This window comes from Neobacillus drentensis (assembly GCF_021560175.1).
Taxonomy (GTDB): Bacteria; Bacillota; Bacilli; order Bacillales; family Cytobacillaceae; genus Neobacillus; species Neobacillus drentensis_A.
This window is the reverse complement of record NZ_CP091110.1, coordinates 29,285-43,564: the sequence shown is the minus strand read 5'-3', so window position 1 is coordinate 43,564 and position 14,280 is coordinate 29,285. Positions and strand designations below refer to the sequence as shown.

The 14,280-nt window shown below is 43.5% G+C and carries 14 protein-coding genes, 2 tRNA genes and 3 rRNA genes; all 19 read right to left on the bottom strand.

Going from position 1 to position 14,280, the window contains the following annotated elements:
- Window positions 1–31: 31 nt before the first annotated feature.
- Window positions 32–913 (bottom strand): 16S rRNA (cytidine(1402)-2'-O)-methyltransferase, encoded by an 882-nt coding sequence (gene rsmI / locus L1999_RS00220; RefSeq protein WP_235741775.1) that lies wholly within the window; start codon window positions 911–913, stop codon window positions 32–34.
- Entirely contained in the window at window positions 891–1,175 is a 285-nt protein-coding gene (locus tag L1999_RS00215; RefSeq protein ID WP_235741774.1) for a GIY-YIG nuclease family protein, read from the bottom strand. The genes rsmI and L1999_RS00215 overlap by 23 nt, the downstream gene beginning before the upstream one ends.
- The gene (locus L1999_RS00210; protein ID WP_235741773.1) at window positions 1,165–1,950 is read right to left on the bottom strand and encodes a tRNA1(Val) (adenine(37)-N6)-methyltransferase; all 786 of its coding nucleotides are present in this window, start codon (window positions 1,948–1,950) and stop codon (window positions 1,165–1,167) included. The genes L1999_RS00215 and L1999_RS00210 overlap by 11 nt, the downstream gene beginning before the upstream one ends.
- Window positions 1,951–1,968: 18 nt before the next feature.
- The gene (yabA, locus tag L1999_RS00205; RefSeq protein WP_215045699.1) at window positions 1,969–2,343 is read right to left on the bottom strand and encodes a DNA replication initiation control protein YabA; all 375 of its coding nucleotides are present in this window, start codon (window positions 2,341–2,343) and stop codon (window positions 1,969–1,971) included.
- A gap of 12 nt (window positions 2,344–2,355) precedes the next feature.
- Window positions 2,356–3,183, bottom strand: coding sequence for a PSP1 domain-containing protein (locus L1999_RS00200; RefSeq protein WP_235741772.1), 828 nt, complete (start codon window positions 3,181–3,183; stop codon window positions 2,356–2,358).
- Window positions 3,176–4,183 (bottom strand): DNA polymerase III subunit delta', encoded by a 1,008-nt coding sequence (gene holB, locus L1999_RS00195; RefSeq protein WP_235741771.1) that lies wholly within the window; start codon window positions 4,181–4,183, stop codon window positions 3,176–3,178. Before holB ends, L1999_RS00200 begins: the two co-directional genes overlap by 8 nt.
- 22 nt (window positions 4,184–4,205) lie before the next feature.
- The gene (locus L1999_RS00190; RefSeq protein ID WP_098530279.1) at window positions 4,206–4,535 is read right to left on the bottom strand and encodes a cyclic-di-AMP receptor; all 330 of its coding nucleotides are present in this window, start codon (window positions 4,533–4,535) and stop codon (window positions 4,206–4,208) included.
- A gap of 81 nt (window positions 4,536–4,616) precedes the next feature.
- A complete protein-coding gene (gene tmk / locus L1999_RS00185) occupies window positions 4,617–5,249 on the bottom strand; it encodes a dTMP kinase (RefSeq protein WP_235741770.1) in 633 nt (210 codons plus the stop codon).
- 25 nt (window positions 5,250–5,274) lie between these two features.
- Window positions 5,275–6,717: an aminotransferase class I/II-fold pyridoxal phosphate-dependent enzyme gene (locus L1999_RS00180; RefSeq protein WP_235741769.1), complete on the bottom strand. Its 1,443-nt coding sequence runs from the start codon at window positions 6,715–6,717 to the stop codon at window positions 5,275–5,277.
- Between the two features lie 94 nt (window positions 6,718–6,811).
- Entirely contained in the window at window positions 6,812–7,030 is a 219-nt protein-coding gene (locus tag L1999_RS00175) for a sigma factor G inhibitor Gin (protein WP_235741768.1), read from the bottom strand.
- 206 nt (window positions 7,031–7,236) lie between these two features.
- Window positions 7,237–7,352: ribosomal RNA gene (gene rrf, locus L1999_RS00170) — 5S ribosomal RNA — on the bottom strand.
- Between the two features lie 84 nt (window positions 7,353–7,436).
- Window positions 7,437–10,371 (bottom strand): 23S ribosomal RNA (locus L1999_RS00165).
- A gap of 128 nt (window positions 10,372–10,499) precedes the next feature.
- Window positions 10,500–10,575: transfer RNA gene (locus L1999_RS00160), tRNA-Ala, on the bottom strand.
- A gap of 11 nt (window positions 10,576–10,586) precedes the next feature.
- Window positions 10,587–10,663, bottom strand: a tRNA-Ile gene (locus L1999_RS00155).
- Between the two features lie 93 nt (window positions 10,664–10,756).
- Window positions 10,757–12,306 (bottom strand): 16S ribosomal RNA (locus L1999_RS00150).
- Together the 16S, 23S and 5S rRNA genes with 2 tRNA genes alongside form the textbook arrangement of a ribosomal RNA operon.
- Before the next feature lie 323 nt (window positions 12,307–12,629).
- Window positions 12,630–12,893: a pro-sigmaK processing inhibitor BofA family protein gene (locus L1999_RS00145; RefSeq protein WP_215047276.1), complete on the bottom strand. Its 264-nt coding sequence runs from the start codon at window positions 12,891–12,893 to the stop codon at window positions 12,630–12,632.
- A gap of 85 nt (window positions 12,894–12,978) precedes the next feature.
- On the bottom strand, window positions 12,979–13,197 hold the full coding sequence (locus L1999_RS00140) for a YaaL family protein (protein WP_235741767.1): 219 nt from the start codon (window positions 13,195–13,197) through the stop codon (window positions 12,979–12,981).
- A 71-nt stretch (window positions 13,198–13,268) separates the two neighbouring features.
- On the bottom strand, window positions 13,269–13,865 hold the full coding sequence (gene recR / locus L1999_RS00135; RefSeq protein ID WP_098533749.1) for a recombination mediator RecR: 597 nt from the start codon (window positions 13,863–13,865) through the stop codon (window positions 13,269–13,271).
- Window positions 13,866–13,949: 84 nt separating this feature from the next.
- On the bottom strand, window positions 13,950–14,273 hold the full coding sequence (locus L1999_RS00130) for a YbaB/EbfC family nucleoid-associated protein (RefSeq protein WP_374104104.1): 324 nt from the start codon (window positions 14,271–14,273) through the stop codon (window positions 13,950–13,952).
- Window positions 14,274–14,280 lie beyond the last annotated feature (7 nt).

The following is a 14,280-nucleotide window of genomic DNA, read 5'->3' as shown; positions in this document are numbered from 1 at the left end:
AGGCGCGGGCGGTACGGGGAGCCTCATATTTTTAATGTTCTTCGATATGATAAGCTTGGTACACCTCGCGCTTATTCAGATCTCGATCTTTTGCGGTTTGCTTAATGGCTTCCTTTGAAGAAATGCTATTAACGGTTATGTAATGTTTAACATGTTCCTCTATAGATAGATCCTGCCACCAGTCTGCCTCTTCATTAACTTCTTGATATTCGGTTCCTTCTACAATCAGACAAAATTCTCCGCGAATTTCATCTGAATGAGCCCACTCGATGATTTCTTCAAGGGTTCCACGAATAAATTCCTCATACTTTTTTGTTAATTCCCTGCAGATAACGATTTTTCGATTTCCTAGAACATCAAGCATAATAGCTAACGTTTCTTTAATCCGATGGGGCGATTCATAAAAGATTAGGGTCGCATTTTGTTTCCTCAAAATATCTAATTCTGCCCGCTTTTCTTTCTTGTTTCGATGTAAAAATCCATAAAAGTAAAAGGGCTGACAGGAAATTCCTGAGGCAATTAAAGCAGTTAGTGCTGCGTTTGCCCCTGGTAATGGAACAACCGCTACTTGTTCACTAATCGCAGCTTGGACAAGCTCATATCCTGGATCAGAGATGGCTGGCATTCCTGCATCACTGACCAGCGCTACCTTTAGGCCCTGCTTGACCTTTGCGATTAGCTTTTCCCCACTGGTTTCTTTATTATGCTCATGATAGCTGACAATCTGGGTATCAATTTCAAAGTAATTACAGAGTTTTTTTGTATTCCTTGTATCCTCCGCAGCAATCAAATCTGCCTCTTTCAAGATTCTAATAGCTCGAAAGCTCATATCCTCTAAATTTCCTATTGGGGTAGGAACAAGATAAAGAATTCCCTTATTCGCTTCATTTTCAAAGCTTTTTTGCTGCCACATCCGATTCACCTGCTTTCAATAAATACTCAAGCTTTTTCTTTCTTGTTAACTGCTTAAACTGATATTCTGCCCTTAAGGCTTCACCCTTGCTCGCAAAAACTTGAGAATATGTCAATTTGACCGGTCCTCTGCCTCGTGTGTATTTTGCTCCCTTGCCTTCATTATGCTGCTCAATCCGACGTTTAAGATCATTTGTATAGCCCCCATACAGACTTCCATCGCTGCATGTTAAGACATAAAAATAATGACGATTACTCTCCATATAAAATTCCACTGATTTCAGGAGTGTATTCGCCCGCCTCATTGTATACGATCAATGGGGGAAGTATTTTTAAATCTGGACTGCCGTTTTTAGTCGCTTCTACTAGAAGGATATTTGCTTCCTTTCCCTGCTTTGGGTAAACAAACTGAATCCGCTTTGGCTCAAGTTTGTACTGGCGCATTAATGTAATGATATCAATGAGACGGCCAGGACGGTGGACGAAAGCAACCTTGCCCCCTTGTTTGACTAACTGACTTGAAGCTTTGATTGCATCTTCAAGTGTGCAGAGTATTTCATGTCGGGCAATAGCTAAATGCTCATTAGGATTTATTTCTTCCTTAGAAGGAGTGGTAAAGTAAGGGGGATTACAGGTAACCACATCAAATTTACCATGCCCTAATGCTTTTGGCATTTCCTTAATATCGCCATGAATCATTTTTAAACGGTCTTTGAGCTCATTGTGCTCAATGCTTCGAACTGCCATATCATATAATCGTTCTTGTATCTCCACACCTGTAATTTGTCCTTTTGTCCGTGTACTTAAAAATAAAGGGATCACCCCATTGCCGCTGCAGAGGTCGATTAAGTTCCCCTTTTGAATGGGAACATATACAAACCGGGCCAGCAGGACTGCATCGAGAGAAAAAGCAAATACAGATGGGCTTTGAATAATTCGAAGCTTCTCAGCTAGTAAATAATCAAGCCGTTCATCTTCCTTTAAATACACCACTATATCCATCACCCTGTCAAAAAGATATGAAAATAGAGGCTGCATCAAATCAGCCTCTTAAGATTATTTCTTATTAAGAAAAGAAAGACAAAACAAACAATCGCCTTCTTTACGCAAACTGCCAAAATGAAGGTTACAAATATGAAACCCCTCTTGATAGAGCCTTGCGAGGTTATCATATCCTTCACCAACATCAAAATGCTTACTCCTTGGAGTTTCCACAGCTGCTTCAGCGCCTTGTGCTGGATCCGTTTCTTTCTTTTCATCTTCCATGGTTACATCTAAACGGCGCCTTAAATGTTCATTTTCAAGCTTTAAATAATGATTCTCTTCTAGTATCTCGGCTAAATGCTGCTTTAATTCCCCTAATTGCTGATAAAGATGGCCAATTTGTGTTTCCATATTACTTACTGATTCAAAAATTTCCTTTTTATCCACGGCTTCCACCTCTTAATCTGTGGATTGTATAGAAAAGGCACCTTCTTTAATGATTTCATCCAAAGTATACTCCAGAACCCGTTCTTGTTCCTTTAGTTCAATCTGAAGTACCCGCTCTAATATATTTAATCCAACCACTTTTCCTTTACCCTGTGGTGTTTCAATGATTTCCCCTAAATCTGGCAGAGCTTCTTTAGCGGATTCGTATTCATCATTTTCATATTTCAAGCAGCACATAAGTCTTCCGCATAAACCGGAAATCTTCGTTGGATTTAATGAAAGATTTTGATCCTTTGCCATTTTTATCGAGACAGGATCAAAATCACCTAGAAAGGTTGAACAGCATAGCATCCTTCCACATGGTCCAATACCGCCAAGCATTTTTGCTTCATCACGGACACCAATTTGGCGTAATTCAATGCGAGTCCGAAAAATAGCTGCTAAATCTTTTACGAGTTCTCGGAAATCAACTCTTCCATCCGCTGTAAAGTAGAAGATTACTTTATTTCTGTCAAATGTATATTCAACATCCACTAGTTTCATATCCAGCTGATGTTCATTTACTTTTTCATTACAAACCTCATAAGCTTCTTGGGCTGCCTGCTTATTTTCCTCAACAATCATTCGATCCTTTTGGTCGGCAATTCTGACTACCTTTTTTAACGGAAGAACTACATCATGTTCTTCCACCTGTTTACGGGCAATCACTGCCTTCCCATATTCTACACCGCGAACTGTTTCAACAATGACATAGTCATCCTTATCAATTGAGAGGTCTCCCGGATCAAAATAATAGATTTTCCCCGCTTTTTTAAAGCGTACTCCTACAACATCATACAAATGAAGATCCCTCCTGCAATTTTAACACAAGCTGTTCCATCATCAGCTGAGGATTCATATTTGCCTGCAGCTTCCTTTTGGCATCAAGAATAGCTGACATTTGATCCGATAAGCGCCGTCCAGATGTTTGCAGGGCATATTGTCTTAACCGCTCATTCTCCTCAATAAAAACAAGCTGCTCCTGCCTATCCAATTGTATATATAGTAAATCTTTAAAAACTAAAAGTAATAGATCTAAACCACGTTGAATCTGTTCTTTCTCTTTAAAGTGTAAAAACCAATCACCCTGGAGTGTAACCATTGCCTCCAGCGGATTTTTTTTTAACGCCTCATATAATTTTACCACTATTTTTTGGGCTTGTGCAAACCATTCATCGACATTTAATTTGAGAGCTTCTTCCAAATTATTGGTTAGCTGTGCTAACAAAGGTGCTTTAGCAGGATTAACCCCGTTTTCAATTAACTGTTTGATCATCATCTGCGGCGCTAAAGGTTGGAATACCAGCATTTGACATCTAGATAAAATCGTTGGCAGCAACTGCTGAACCTGCTCTGTTAATAGAAATGCAACCGTACCCGGATTTGGTTCCTCGAGAAATTTTAGTAAGCTGTTTGAAGCACTCACACTCATTTTATCGGCATGAGAGATCAAGTAAACTTTATTGAATGATTCTACTCCCTTTTTTGAGAACTCTGCTTGAAGGGCTCGAATCTGCTCTACTTTAATCGATAATCCATCCGGCTCCACCATATGAACATCTGGATGGTTACCGTTATTGATTCGAAGGCAGTTATTACAGGACTCGCATGGTTTATAGCCTTCTATTAACTTTTCACAAAATAAGGACTTTGTGAGCAATAAGGCTATTTCCCTTTTTCCTGTTCCTCTCATGCCTTCAAAAAGGTAAGCATGGGCCACTCGATTTTTCAGCAAGCTGTTTTTTAACATTTTCAATACCATCGGCTGCAGCTCTAGTAGTTGATCCCATGTTTTAACCAAATTAATCACTCACTATCTATAATTAAAAATGCATATATTGCTCAATTGGTAATACAAATACCGTTGCTCCGCCTACTTCTACTTCTACCGGATAAGGGACATAAGAATCAGCATTTCCTCCCATTGGGGAAACAGGGGCAACCAGCTGATCTCTGGATTTGCAGTTATCCTTAATAATTTGCAGAGCCCGGTCCACCCGGATATCTTCGGTACCTATCATAAAGGTTGTGTTCCCCGACTTCAAAAAACCACCTGTACTAGCTAGTTTGGTTGCTCTAAAATTATTATCTACTAATGCTTTAGATAAACGATTGCTATCTTGATCTTGAACGACGGCTATGATCATTTTCATATGGAACACCCTCTCCTCTTTTTTCCTTTATTTTATTATAGCAGGTTATCTGCCGGTATACCTAAATAAAAAAGCCTTATGCTAAAGGCTTTTCTCTGCTAATCTTGCTTTTATTATATTTAGTGTTTTTTGATAGACCTCATCAATGGTACCTGACGCATCAATCCGGACCATTCGATCTGGGAAACGCTTCAAAAGTAGAAGATATCCTTCTCTTACTTTATGGTGGAAATCAAGATTTTCTAAGTCGAGGCGGTTTACTTCTCTTCCTTTATTTCGATTAATCCGCTTCATTCCTAATTCAGGTTCTATATCAAAATAAATAGTCAGCTCTGGGCTCAAGTCCTCAATGGCAAATTGATTAATCGCATAAACCTCATCCATTCCTAATCCACGGGCATATCCCTGATACGCTAATGAACTATCAACAAATCGATCACATAGAACTACTTTCCCATCTTGTAATGCTGGCTTTACTTTTTCAATTAAATGCTGCCTTCTCGCTGCTGCATATAACAGTGCTTCTGTTCGAGGGTCCATAGCGGTATTTTCTTTATCTAAAATAACTTTTCTAATTTGCTCAGCTATTTCAATGCCTCCTGGTTCCCTGGTCAACAAAGCGTGCTCCAACTCTTTGGCTATCAGATTTATGATCGTTGTCTTTCCAGCCCCATCCGGACCTTCAAATGTAATAAAAGTTCCGTTTTCTTTCAAAATAAAACCTCCAGTATGTATCATCCTACGTTATAGAAAAAGCCTTTAGATAACCTGCTTTTAATAGCGAGACATCCCCTTGAAATCTTGCACCTGTCTGCAGTAAACGATTAAGCTGTCCAATTTTTCCACTTGTTATTCTTTCTCCCTTCATTAGCAAAGGTATTCCAGGTGGATAGGGTATGATCGTATCTGCACTAACCAATCCTAATGCCCTCTCTATCTTGACCTCCGTTACATTTAGTTTTTCCATTTCACTATAACGGATGGCTAATTCCGAAATCCTTTCATTGCCTGTCGGTATTTCTTCTTTTAAGTCGTTAAATGGCATACCGGCAAGCACACTTTTAATTTTCGCCGCAGTCTCGGATAAGGGATAGACCTGTCCCTTTTTTAAAAGAGGTAAAATAAATAGGACATTATACGGATCCGCTAATTCCGTATAGATTCCATTCGCTTCAAACTTTTTTTGTACTTCAAATCCTGTTAAATTAGATTTAGATTGGATGGTGATCTTAAGAGGATCACCCTCGTTCATTGGATAGGTTAACACTTTTATGCTTTCAATCTTAGCTAAAGCTTCTTTAAAGGATTGGATTTCAAATAGAAGAAAGTCCACATCTTCAGGTTGATACCCAGCTAAGTAATATCTTGAAATATCTAGTGATGCCATAATCGGATAGGACGGGCTGCTTGATTGAAATATCCCTAGATATTCTTCTATCCTTGTCAAGTTTACTAGGTTTCCATTCACGTGCAAAAAGGAACCCATTGTCATCGCTGGAAGGGTCTTATGTGCAGAGTGAACAACCACATCCGCACCCAATTGCAGTGCCGATGGCGGAAATGGATCCCCAATGATAAAATGTGGACCATGTGCCTCATCCACCAATACCGGAATTTGATGGAGGTGAGCCAACTCAATTATTCCCTTTAATTCATCGACCATCCCATAATAGTTCGGATAAGTTAAGATCAGCGCTTTAGCGTCAGGATACTGGTTAATAGCCTGTTGGACGGTTTTAGTGCTGATGCCTGCAGCTACCTTCCAATCCTGGTCGATCTCTGGCTCAAGAAAGACAGGCCTTACTTTCGCTAACTTCAGCGCATTTAACACCGATTTATGGCAGTTTCTCTGAACAAGGACCGTTGAATCCTCCCTGCAGACGGCCATAATCATAGCCAAGTTGCCAACGGTTGAACCATTCACAAGAAAGTAACTTTTTTTCGATCCATATAACTCAGCTAACAGCTCTTCTGCTTCCTTAATGGGCCCTTCTGGTGAATGAAGGTCATCTAAACCTGTTAATTCTGTTGCATCTATTTTTACTATTCCTTTAAAGATTTCATCCTGTTTATATGCAGCTATTTCACCAAATTTATGACCGGGAACATGAAAGGATACAGGATTATTACTTATATGCCTCTTCAAAGCATTATACAAAGGGATTTCTAATTGATTTTTCATTTATATCTACCTTGCCTATTAAACGACATTTTTTAAGATCACTTTATCTAGTTTCCTATTTTTCAACAAAAAAATAAAGCCCTTTAAGGACTTATTATGAAAATATTTCAGGTGTAGTAATCTTTCTTAGCTGTTTAAGGAAATATTTATATCTTGGATCATTTGTATCCGTATGAATTAAATCATTTTCGCAGTCTATACAAATAAAAGAAGTGTATAGATGTATGCCTTTTGGTTTTAGAGTCTCACAAATAACGCACGTTTCCTCAAAATGATTATATGCTAATATTGAATTCAATCCCTCCACCTCCATACATCCATTCTGTCCATCACCGCAGATTTGTATACAATTTTTTGAATAATCTTTTCACCCGGCTCCTGTATTATCTTATGTTAATGCCCCTAATTGGGTGTATGTCTATATGTATTTTCTTTGAAAACACTTCGTACTTTTTGCTTTTTAAGCATCTTTTTCTTACATAAATAAAAAAGACAATCCTTCCGGATTGTCCTAAACATGCCTGGCAACGTCCTACTCTCACAGGGACAAAGTCCCAACTACCATCGGCGCTGAGAAGCTTAACTTCCGTGTTCGGTATGGGAACGGGTGTGACCTTCTCGCCTTAATTACCAGACTATTTAATTGAAAGAAGCTCGTTCTCTCAAAACTAGATAATATAGAAGAAATGTTGTAAAAACGAGTTTTTCGCTTTAAAACTATGGTTAAGTCCTCGATCGATTAGTATCAGTCAGCTCCACATGTCGCCACGCTTCCACCTCTGACCTATCAACCTGATCATCTTTCAGGGATCTTACTAGCTTGACGCTATGGGAAATCTCATCTTGAGGGGGGCTTCATGCTTAGATGCTTTCAGCACTTATCCCGTCCGCACATAGCTACCCAGCGATGCCTTTGGCAAGACAACTGGTACACCAGCGGTGCGTCCATCCCGGTCCTCTCGTACTAAGGACAGCTCCTCTCAAATTTCCTGCGCCCACGACGGATAGGGACCGAACTGTCTCACGACGTTCTGAACCCAGCTCGCGTACCGCTTTAATGGGCGAACAGCCCAACCCTTGGGACCGACTACAGCCCCAGGATGCGATGAGCCGACATCGAGGTGCCAAACCTCCCCGTCGATGTGGACTCTTGGGGGAGATAAGCCTGTTATCCCCGGGGTAGCTTTTATCCGTTGAGCGATGGCCCTTCCATGCGGAACCACCGGATCACTAAGCCCGACTTTCGTCCCTGCTCGACTTGTAGGTCTCGCAGTCAAGCTCCCTTGTGCCTTTACACTCTACGAATGATTTCCAACCATTCTGAGGGAACCTTTGGGCGCCTCCGTTACTCTTTAGGAGGCGACCGCCCCAGTCAAACTGCCCACCTGACACTGTCTCCCACCCCGATCAGGGGTGCGGGTTAGAATTTCAATACAGCCAGGGTAGTATCCCACCGACGCCTCCACCGAAGCTGGCGCTCCGGCTTCTCAGGCTCCTACCTATCCTGTACAAGCTGTACCAAAATTCAATATCAGGCTACAGTAAAGCTCCACGGGGTCTTTCCGTCCTGTCGCGGGTAACCTGCATCTTCACAGGTACTATAATTTCACCGAGTCTCTCGTTGAGACAGTGCCCAGATCGTTACGCCTTTCGTGCGGGTCGGAACTTACCCGACAAGGAATTTCGCTACCTTAGGACCGTTATAGTTACGGCCGCCGTTTACTGGGGCTTCGATTCAGAGCTTCGCTTGCGCTAACCCCTCCTCTTAACCTTCCAGCACCGGGCAGGCGTCAGCCCCTATACTTCGCCTTGCGGCTTCGCAGAGACCTGTGTTTTTGCTAAACAGTCGCCTGGGCCTATTCACTGCGGCTCTTCGAGGCTATGAACCCCAAAGAGCACCCCTTCTCCCGAAGTTACGGGGTCATTTTGCCGAGTTCCTTAACGAGAGTTCTCTCGCTCACCTTAGGATTCTCTCCTCGCCTACCTGTGTCGGTTTGCGGTACGGGCACCTTGAATCTCGCTAGAGGCTTTTCTTGGCAGTGTGGAATCAGGAACTTCGGTACTATATTTCCCTCGCTGTCACAGCTCAGCCTTCACGAGAAGCGGATTTTCCTGCTTCTCAGCCTAACTGCTTAGACGCGCATATCCAACAGCGCGCTTACCCTATCCTCCTGCGTCCCCCCATCACTCAAACGATTCTTTGGTGGTACAGGAATATCAACCTGTTGTCCATCGCCTACGCCTTTCGGCCTCAGCTTAGGTCCCGACTAACCCTGAGCGGACGAGCCTTCCTCAGGAAACCTTAGGCATTCGGTGGATGAGATTCTCACTCATCTTTCGCTACTCATACCGGCATTCTCACTTCTAAGCGCTCCACCAGTCCTTACGGTCTAGCTTCAACGCCCTTAGAACGCTCTCCTACCACTGACATCAAAGATGTCAATCCACAGCTTCGGTGATACGTTTAGCCCCGGTACATTTTCGGCGCAGAGTCACTCGACCAGTGAGCTATTACGCACTCTTTAAATGGTGGCTGCTTCTAAGCCAACATCCTGGTTGTCTAAGCAACTCCACATCCTTTTCCACTTAACGTATACTTTGGGACCTTAGCTGGTGGTCTGGGCTGTTTCCCTTTTGACTACGGATCTTATCACTCGCAGTCTGACTCCCACGGATAAGTCTTTGGCATTCGGAGTTTGTCTGAATTCGGTAACCCGATGAGGGCCCCTAGTCCAAACAGTGCTCTACCTCCAAGACTCTAACTACGTGAGGCTAGCCCTAAAGCTATTTCGGAGAGAACCAGCTATCTCCAAGTTCGATTGGAATTTCTCCGCTACCCACACCTCATCCCCGCACTTTTCAACGTGCGTGGGTTCGGGCCTCCATCCAGTGTTACCTGGACTTCACCCTGGACATGGGTAGATCACCTGGTTTCGGGTCTACGACCACATACTAATACGCCCTATTCAGACTCGCTTTCGCTGCGGCTCCGTCTCTTTAACTTAACCTTGCATGTAATCGTAACTCGCCGGTTCATTCTACAAAAGGCACGCTATCACCCATTAACGGGCTCTAACTACTTGTAGGCACACGGTTTCAGGAACTATTTCACTCCCCTTCCGGGGTGCTTTTCACCTTTCCCTCACGGTACTGGTTCACTATCGGTCACTAGGGAGTATTTAGCCTTGGGAGATGGTCCTCCCTGCTTCCGACCGGATTTCACGTGTCCGGCCGTACTCAGGATCCACTCAGGAGGGAACGAAGTTTCAACTACAGGGTTTTTACCTTCTATGACGGGTCTTTCCAGACCGCTTCATCTACCCCGTTCCTTTGTAACTCCATGTTGAGTGTCCTACAACCCCAAGAGGCAAGCCTCTTGGTTTGGGCTAATCCCGTTTCGCTCGCCGCTACTTAGGGAATCGCGTTTGCTTTCTCTTCCTCCGGGTACTTAGATGTTTCAGTTCCCCGGGTCTGCCATCAATACCCTATGTATTCAGGTAAAGATACTGTTCCATTACGAACAGTGGGTTCCCCCATTCGGAAATCTCCGGATCAAAGCTTACTTACAGCTCCCCGAAGCATATCGGTGTTAGTCCCGTCCTTCATCGGCTCCTAGTGCCAAGGCATTCACCGTGCGCCCTTTCTAACTTAACCTAAAAGGTTTTACTCTAATTACTAGAGAGAAAAAACTAAAATGGCGATTTTACTCGGTTTTTACTTGGTTTCTTCTATACGATTATCTAGTTTTCAAAGAACAAATTTTCAACGTAAAAAAACGTTATTGGTGGAGTCTAGGGGGATCGAACCCCTGACCTCCTGCGTGCAAAGCAGGCGCTCTCCCAGCTGAGCTAAGACCCCATTATGAAGTATGGTGGGCCTAAATGGACTCGAACCATCGACCTCACGCTTATCAGGCGTGCGCTCTAACCAGCTGAGCTATAGGCCCATACCATAAAATAGAGAGAGTTGCACTCTCAAAACTAAACAAACAAAAAACAGTCAACCTTTTATCAGTCCATAAGGACTGCATTATCCTTAGAAAGGAGGTGATCCAGCCGCACCTTCCGATACGGCTACCTTGTTACGACTTCACCCCAATCATCTGTCCCACCTTAGGCGGCTGGCTCCTTACGGTTACCCCACCGACTTCGGGTGTTACAAACTCTCGTGGTGTGACGGGCGGTGTGTACAAGGCCCGGGAACGTATTCACCGCGGCATGCTGATCCGCGATTACTAGCGATTCCGGCTTCATGTAGGCGAGTTGCAGCCTACAATCCGAACTGAGAATGGTTTTATGGGATTGGCTAGGCCTCGCGGCTTTGCTGCCCTTTGTACCATCCATTGTAGCACGTGTGTAGCCCAGGTCATAAGGGGCATGATGATTTGACGTCATCCCCACCTTCCTCCGGTTTGTCACCGGCAGTCTCCTTAGAGTGCCCAACTGAATGCTGGCAACTAAGAACAAGGGTTGCGCTCGTTGCGGGACTTAACCCAACATCTCACGACACGAGCTGACGACAACCATGCACCACCTGTCACTCTGTCCCCCGAAGGGGAAAGTCCTATCTCTAGGAGTGTCAGAGGATGTCAAGACCTGGTAAGGTTCTTCGCGTTGCTTCGAATTAAACCACATGCTCCACCGCTTGTGCGGGCCCCCGTCAATTCCTTTGAGTTTCAGCCTTGCGGCCGTACTCCCCAGGCGGAGTGCTTAATGCGTTAGCTGCAGCACTAAGGGGCGGAAACCCCCTAACACTTAGCACTCATCGTTTACGGCGTGGACTACCAGGGTATCTAATCCTGTTTGCTCCCCACGCTTTCGCGCCTCAGCGTCAGTTACAGACCAGAAAGCCGCCTTCGCCACTGGTGTTCCTCCACATCTCTACGCATTTCACCGCTACACGTGGAATTCCGCTTTCCTCTTCTGCACTCAAGTCCCCCAGTTTCCAATGACCCTCCACGGTTGAGCCGTGGGCTTTCACATCAGACTTAAAGGACCGCCTGCGCGCGCTTTACGCCCAATAATTCCGGACAACGCTTGCCACCTACGTATTACCGCGGCTGCTGGCACGTAGTTAGCCGTGGCTTTCTGGTTAGGTACCGTCAAGGTACCGGCAGTTACTCCGGTACTTGTTCTTCCCTAACAACAGAGCTTTACGACCCGAAGGCCTTCATCGCTCACGCGGCGTTGCTCCATCAGACTTTCGTCCATTGTGGAAGATTCCCTACTGCTGCCTCCCGTAGGAGTCTGGGCCGTGTCTCAGTCCCAGTGTGGCCGATCACCCTCTCAGGTCGGCTACGCATCGTCGCCTTGGTGAGCCGTTACCTCACCAACTAGCTAATGCGCCGCGGGCCCATCTGTAAGTGTCAGCCGAAACCGACTTTCAGCTTTTCCTCATGAGAGGAAAAGGATTATCCGGTATTAGCACCGGTTTCCCGGTGTTATCCCAGTCTTACAGGCAGGTTGCCCACGTGTTACTCACCCGTCCGCCGCTAACCAACAGGAGCAAGCTCCTATTGATTCGCTCGACTTGCATGTATTAGGCACGCCGCCAGCGTTCGTCCTGAGCCAGGATCAAACTCTCCATGAAAGTTGATTAGCTCATTTTGTTACGTTGGCTTAGTTTCATAGTAGAAACTAATATTATTGTTTGTTGACGTTTTTGTTTGTTTAGTTTTCAAAGAGCAATTTAACTCGCTATTCAAAAGCGACTTTATAATAGTAACAAGTTATCAACTAAAAGTCAACAACTTTCTTTTTTCACACGACGTCTTGGTGACGACTTTTAATATATTACAGCATTAGCGTTAATCCGTCAAGCAAATAGTTATTATTTTTATCGGATTAGTTGTCTTCTTTTCTTTCTCTCTATAAGACATAAGAAAACCGCTGTTTTTCCAGCGGCTCTTTGTCCTATAAAACCCAATGTTGGATCGCGACTAGCGCAACTAATCCGGGTACACCAAGAAATCCTGAAACAGCAGAAGTTGCAAAATTAATCGGGACATGAATCCCGTAACGATTGCCGGCCACATTCAAAAAAAATAAAAACAAGGCTCCTATTAAAAACTTCACAGCTGCCTGTCCGACAAATCTTACAGGCTTAACTGGTGCACCAGAAAATAATAATAAAAGAATAAGCCCGCCTAAAATAGAAATCACAACAATTGGTTCCAATTAGTGCTTTCCCCCTTTAAGGTCTTTTTACTTACAACATATGTACAAGTTGTTAAGTATAGACCATAGCGGGTGAAATACTGATTTACTTAAAGATTGTTACATTACGCTGCTTTGCTTCTTTTAATAGAAAGATGTATTTAGCTTCAGCTATTTTAGTTTGACAGATCACTTCATCCGAAGGATCAAAACTTTTTTCTAAAAGCAGCTTTTCCTGCTGCCAATTTATTTTATAGCGATTTAATTGAGCTAGAAGCTTTTCATCATATTCTTTTCGCAGCCGCCCTTTGCGCCGAAAAAACATGTGTTACTCCTCCGGTAATCGTGTAAACTCTGTAATTTAGACATTACATTCGCCATTCACTTATTTATGGTTTACAATTCACGTCTGCCTTCTAGCGCTTTAGATAAGGTTACCTCATCTGCATACTCTAGGTCCCCGCCTACAGGAAGTCCATGCGCAATCCTTGTGGTTTTAATACCCGATGGCTTCAATAATCGGGAGATGTACATAGCTGTTGCTTCTCCCTCAATATTTGGGTTTGTGGCGAGGATAACTTCTTGAACCGTTTCATCTTGCAGCCGTTTCAACAAATCAGGAATATTTATATCTTCTGGTCCAATTCCATCCATTGGTGAAATGGCCCCATGCAAAACATGATATAAGCCGTTGAATTCCTTCATCTTTTCCATTGCGATAACATCCTTTGGATCTTGAACGACACAAATAATGCTTTTATCCCTGCGCTGGTCTTCACAGATATAACACGGATCTTGATCGGTAATATGGCCACAGACAGAGCAATAGGTGAGATTACGTTTCGCATTGACAAGTGCCTTTGCAAAATCGAGCACAGTGTCTTCTTTCATGTTCAAGACATGAAACGCAAGACGGGCAGCCGTTTTTGGGCCAATTCCAGGCAGCTTCATAAAGCTGTCAATCAGCTTTGATATAGGTTCTGGATAGTGCATGTCATTTTTCTCCTCTAGAAAAGCAGGGGTGCCTGACCTCAGAGCGTGAACCCCGAGTGTCTATGCACCCCAACTAATGTTTAATTAAAAAGGTAAATTCATTCCTTTAGTAAATTGCCCCATTGTATTGTTTGTTAATTCTTCTGCCTTCTTAAGGGCATCATTAACCGCTGCAAGTACTAGATCTTGAAGCATTTCAACATCATCAGGGTCTACGGCTTCAGGTTTAATTTGCACATCTACTACTTCTTTATGTCCTGTCACAACGACAGTCACCATACCTCCGCCGGCAGTACCTTCAATTTTTTGCTGGCCTAACTCCTCTTGAGCCTCAGCCATTTTCTTTTGCATTTTTTGCATTTGTTTCATCATATTTTGCATGTTACCCATTCCTCCACCACGCATCATAATCTTA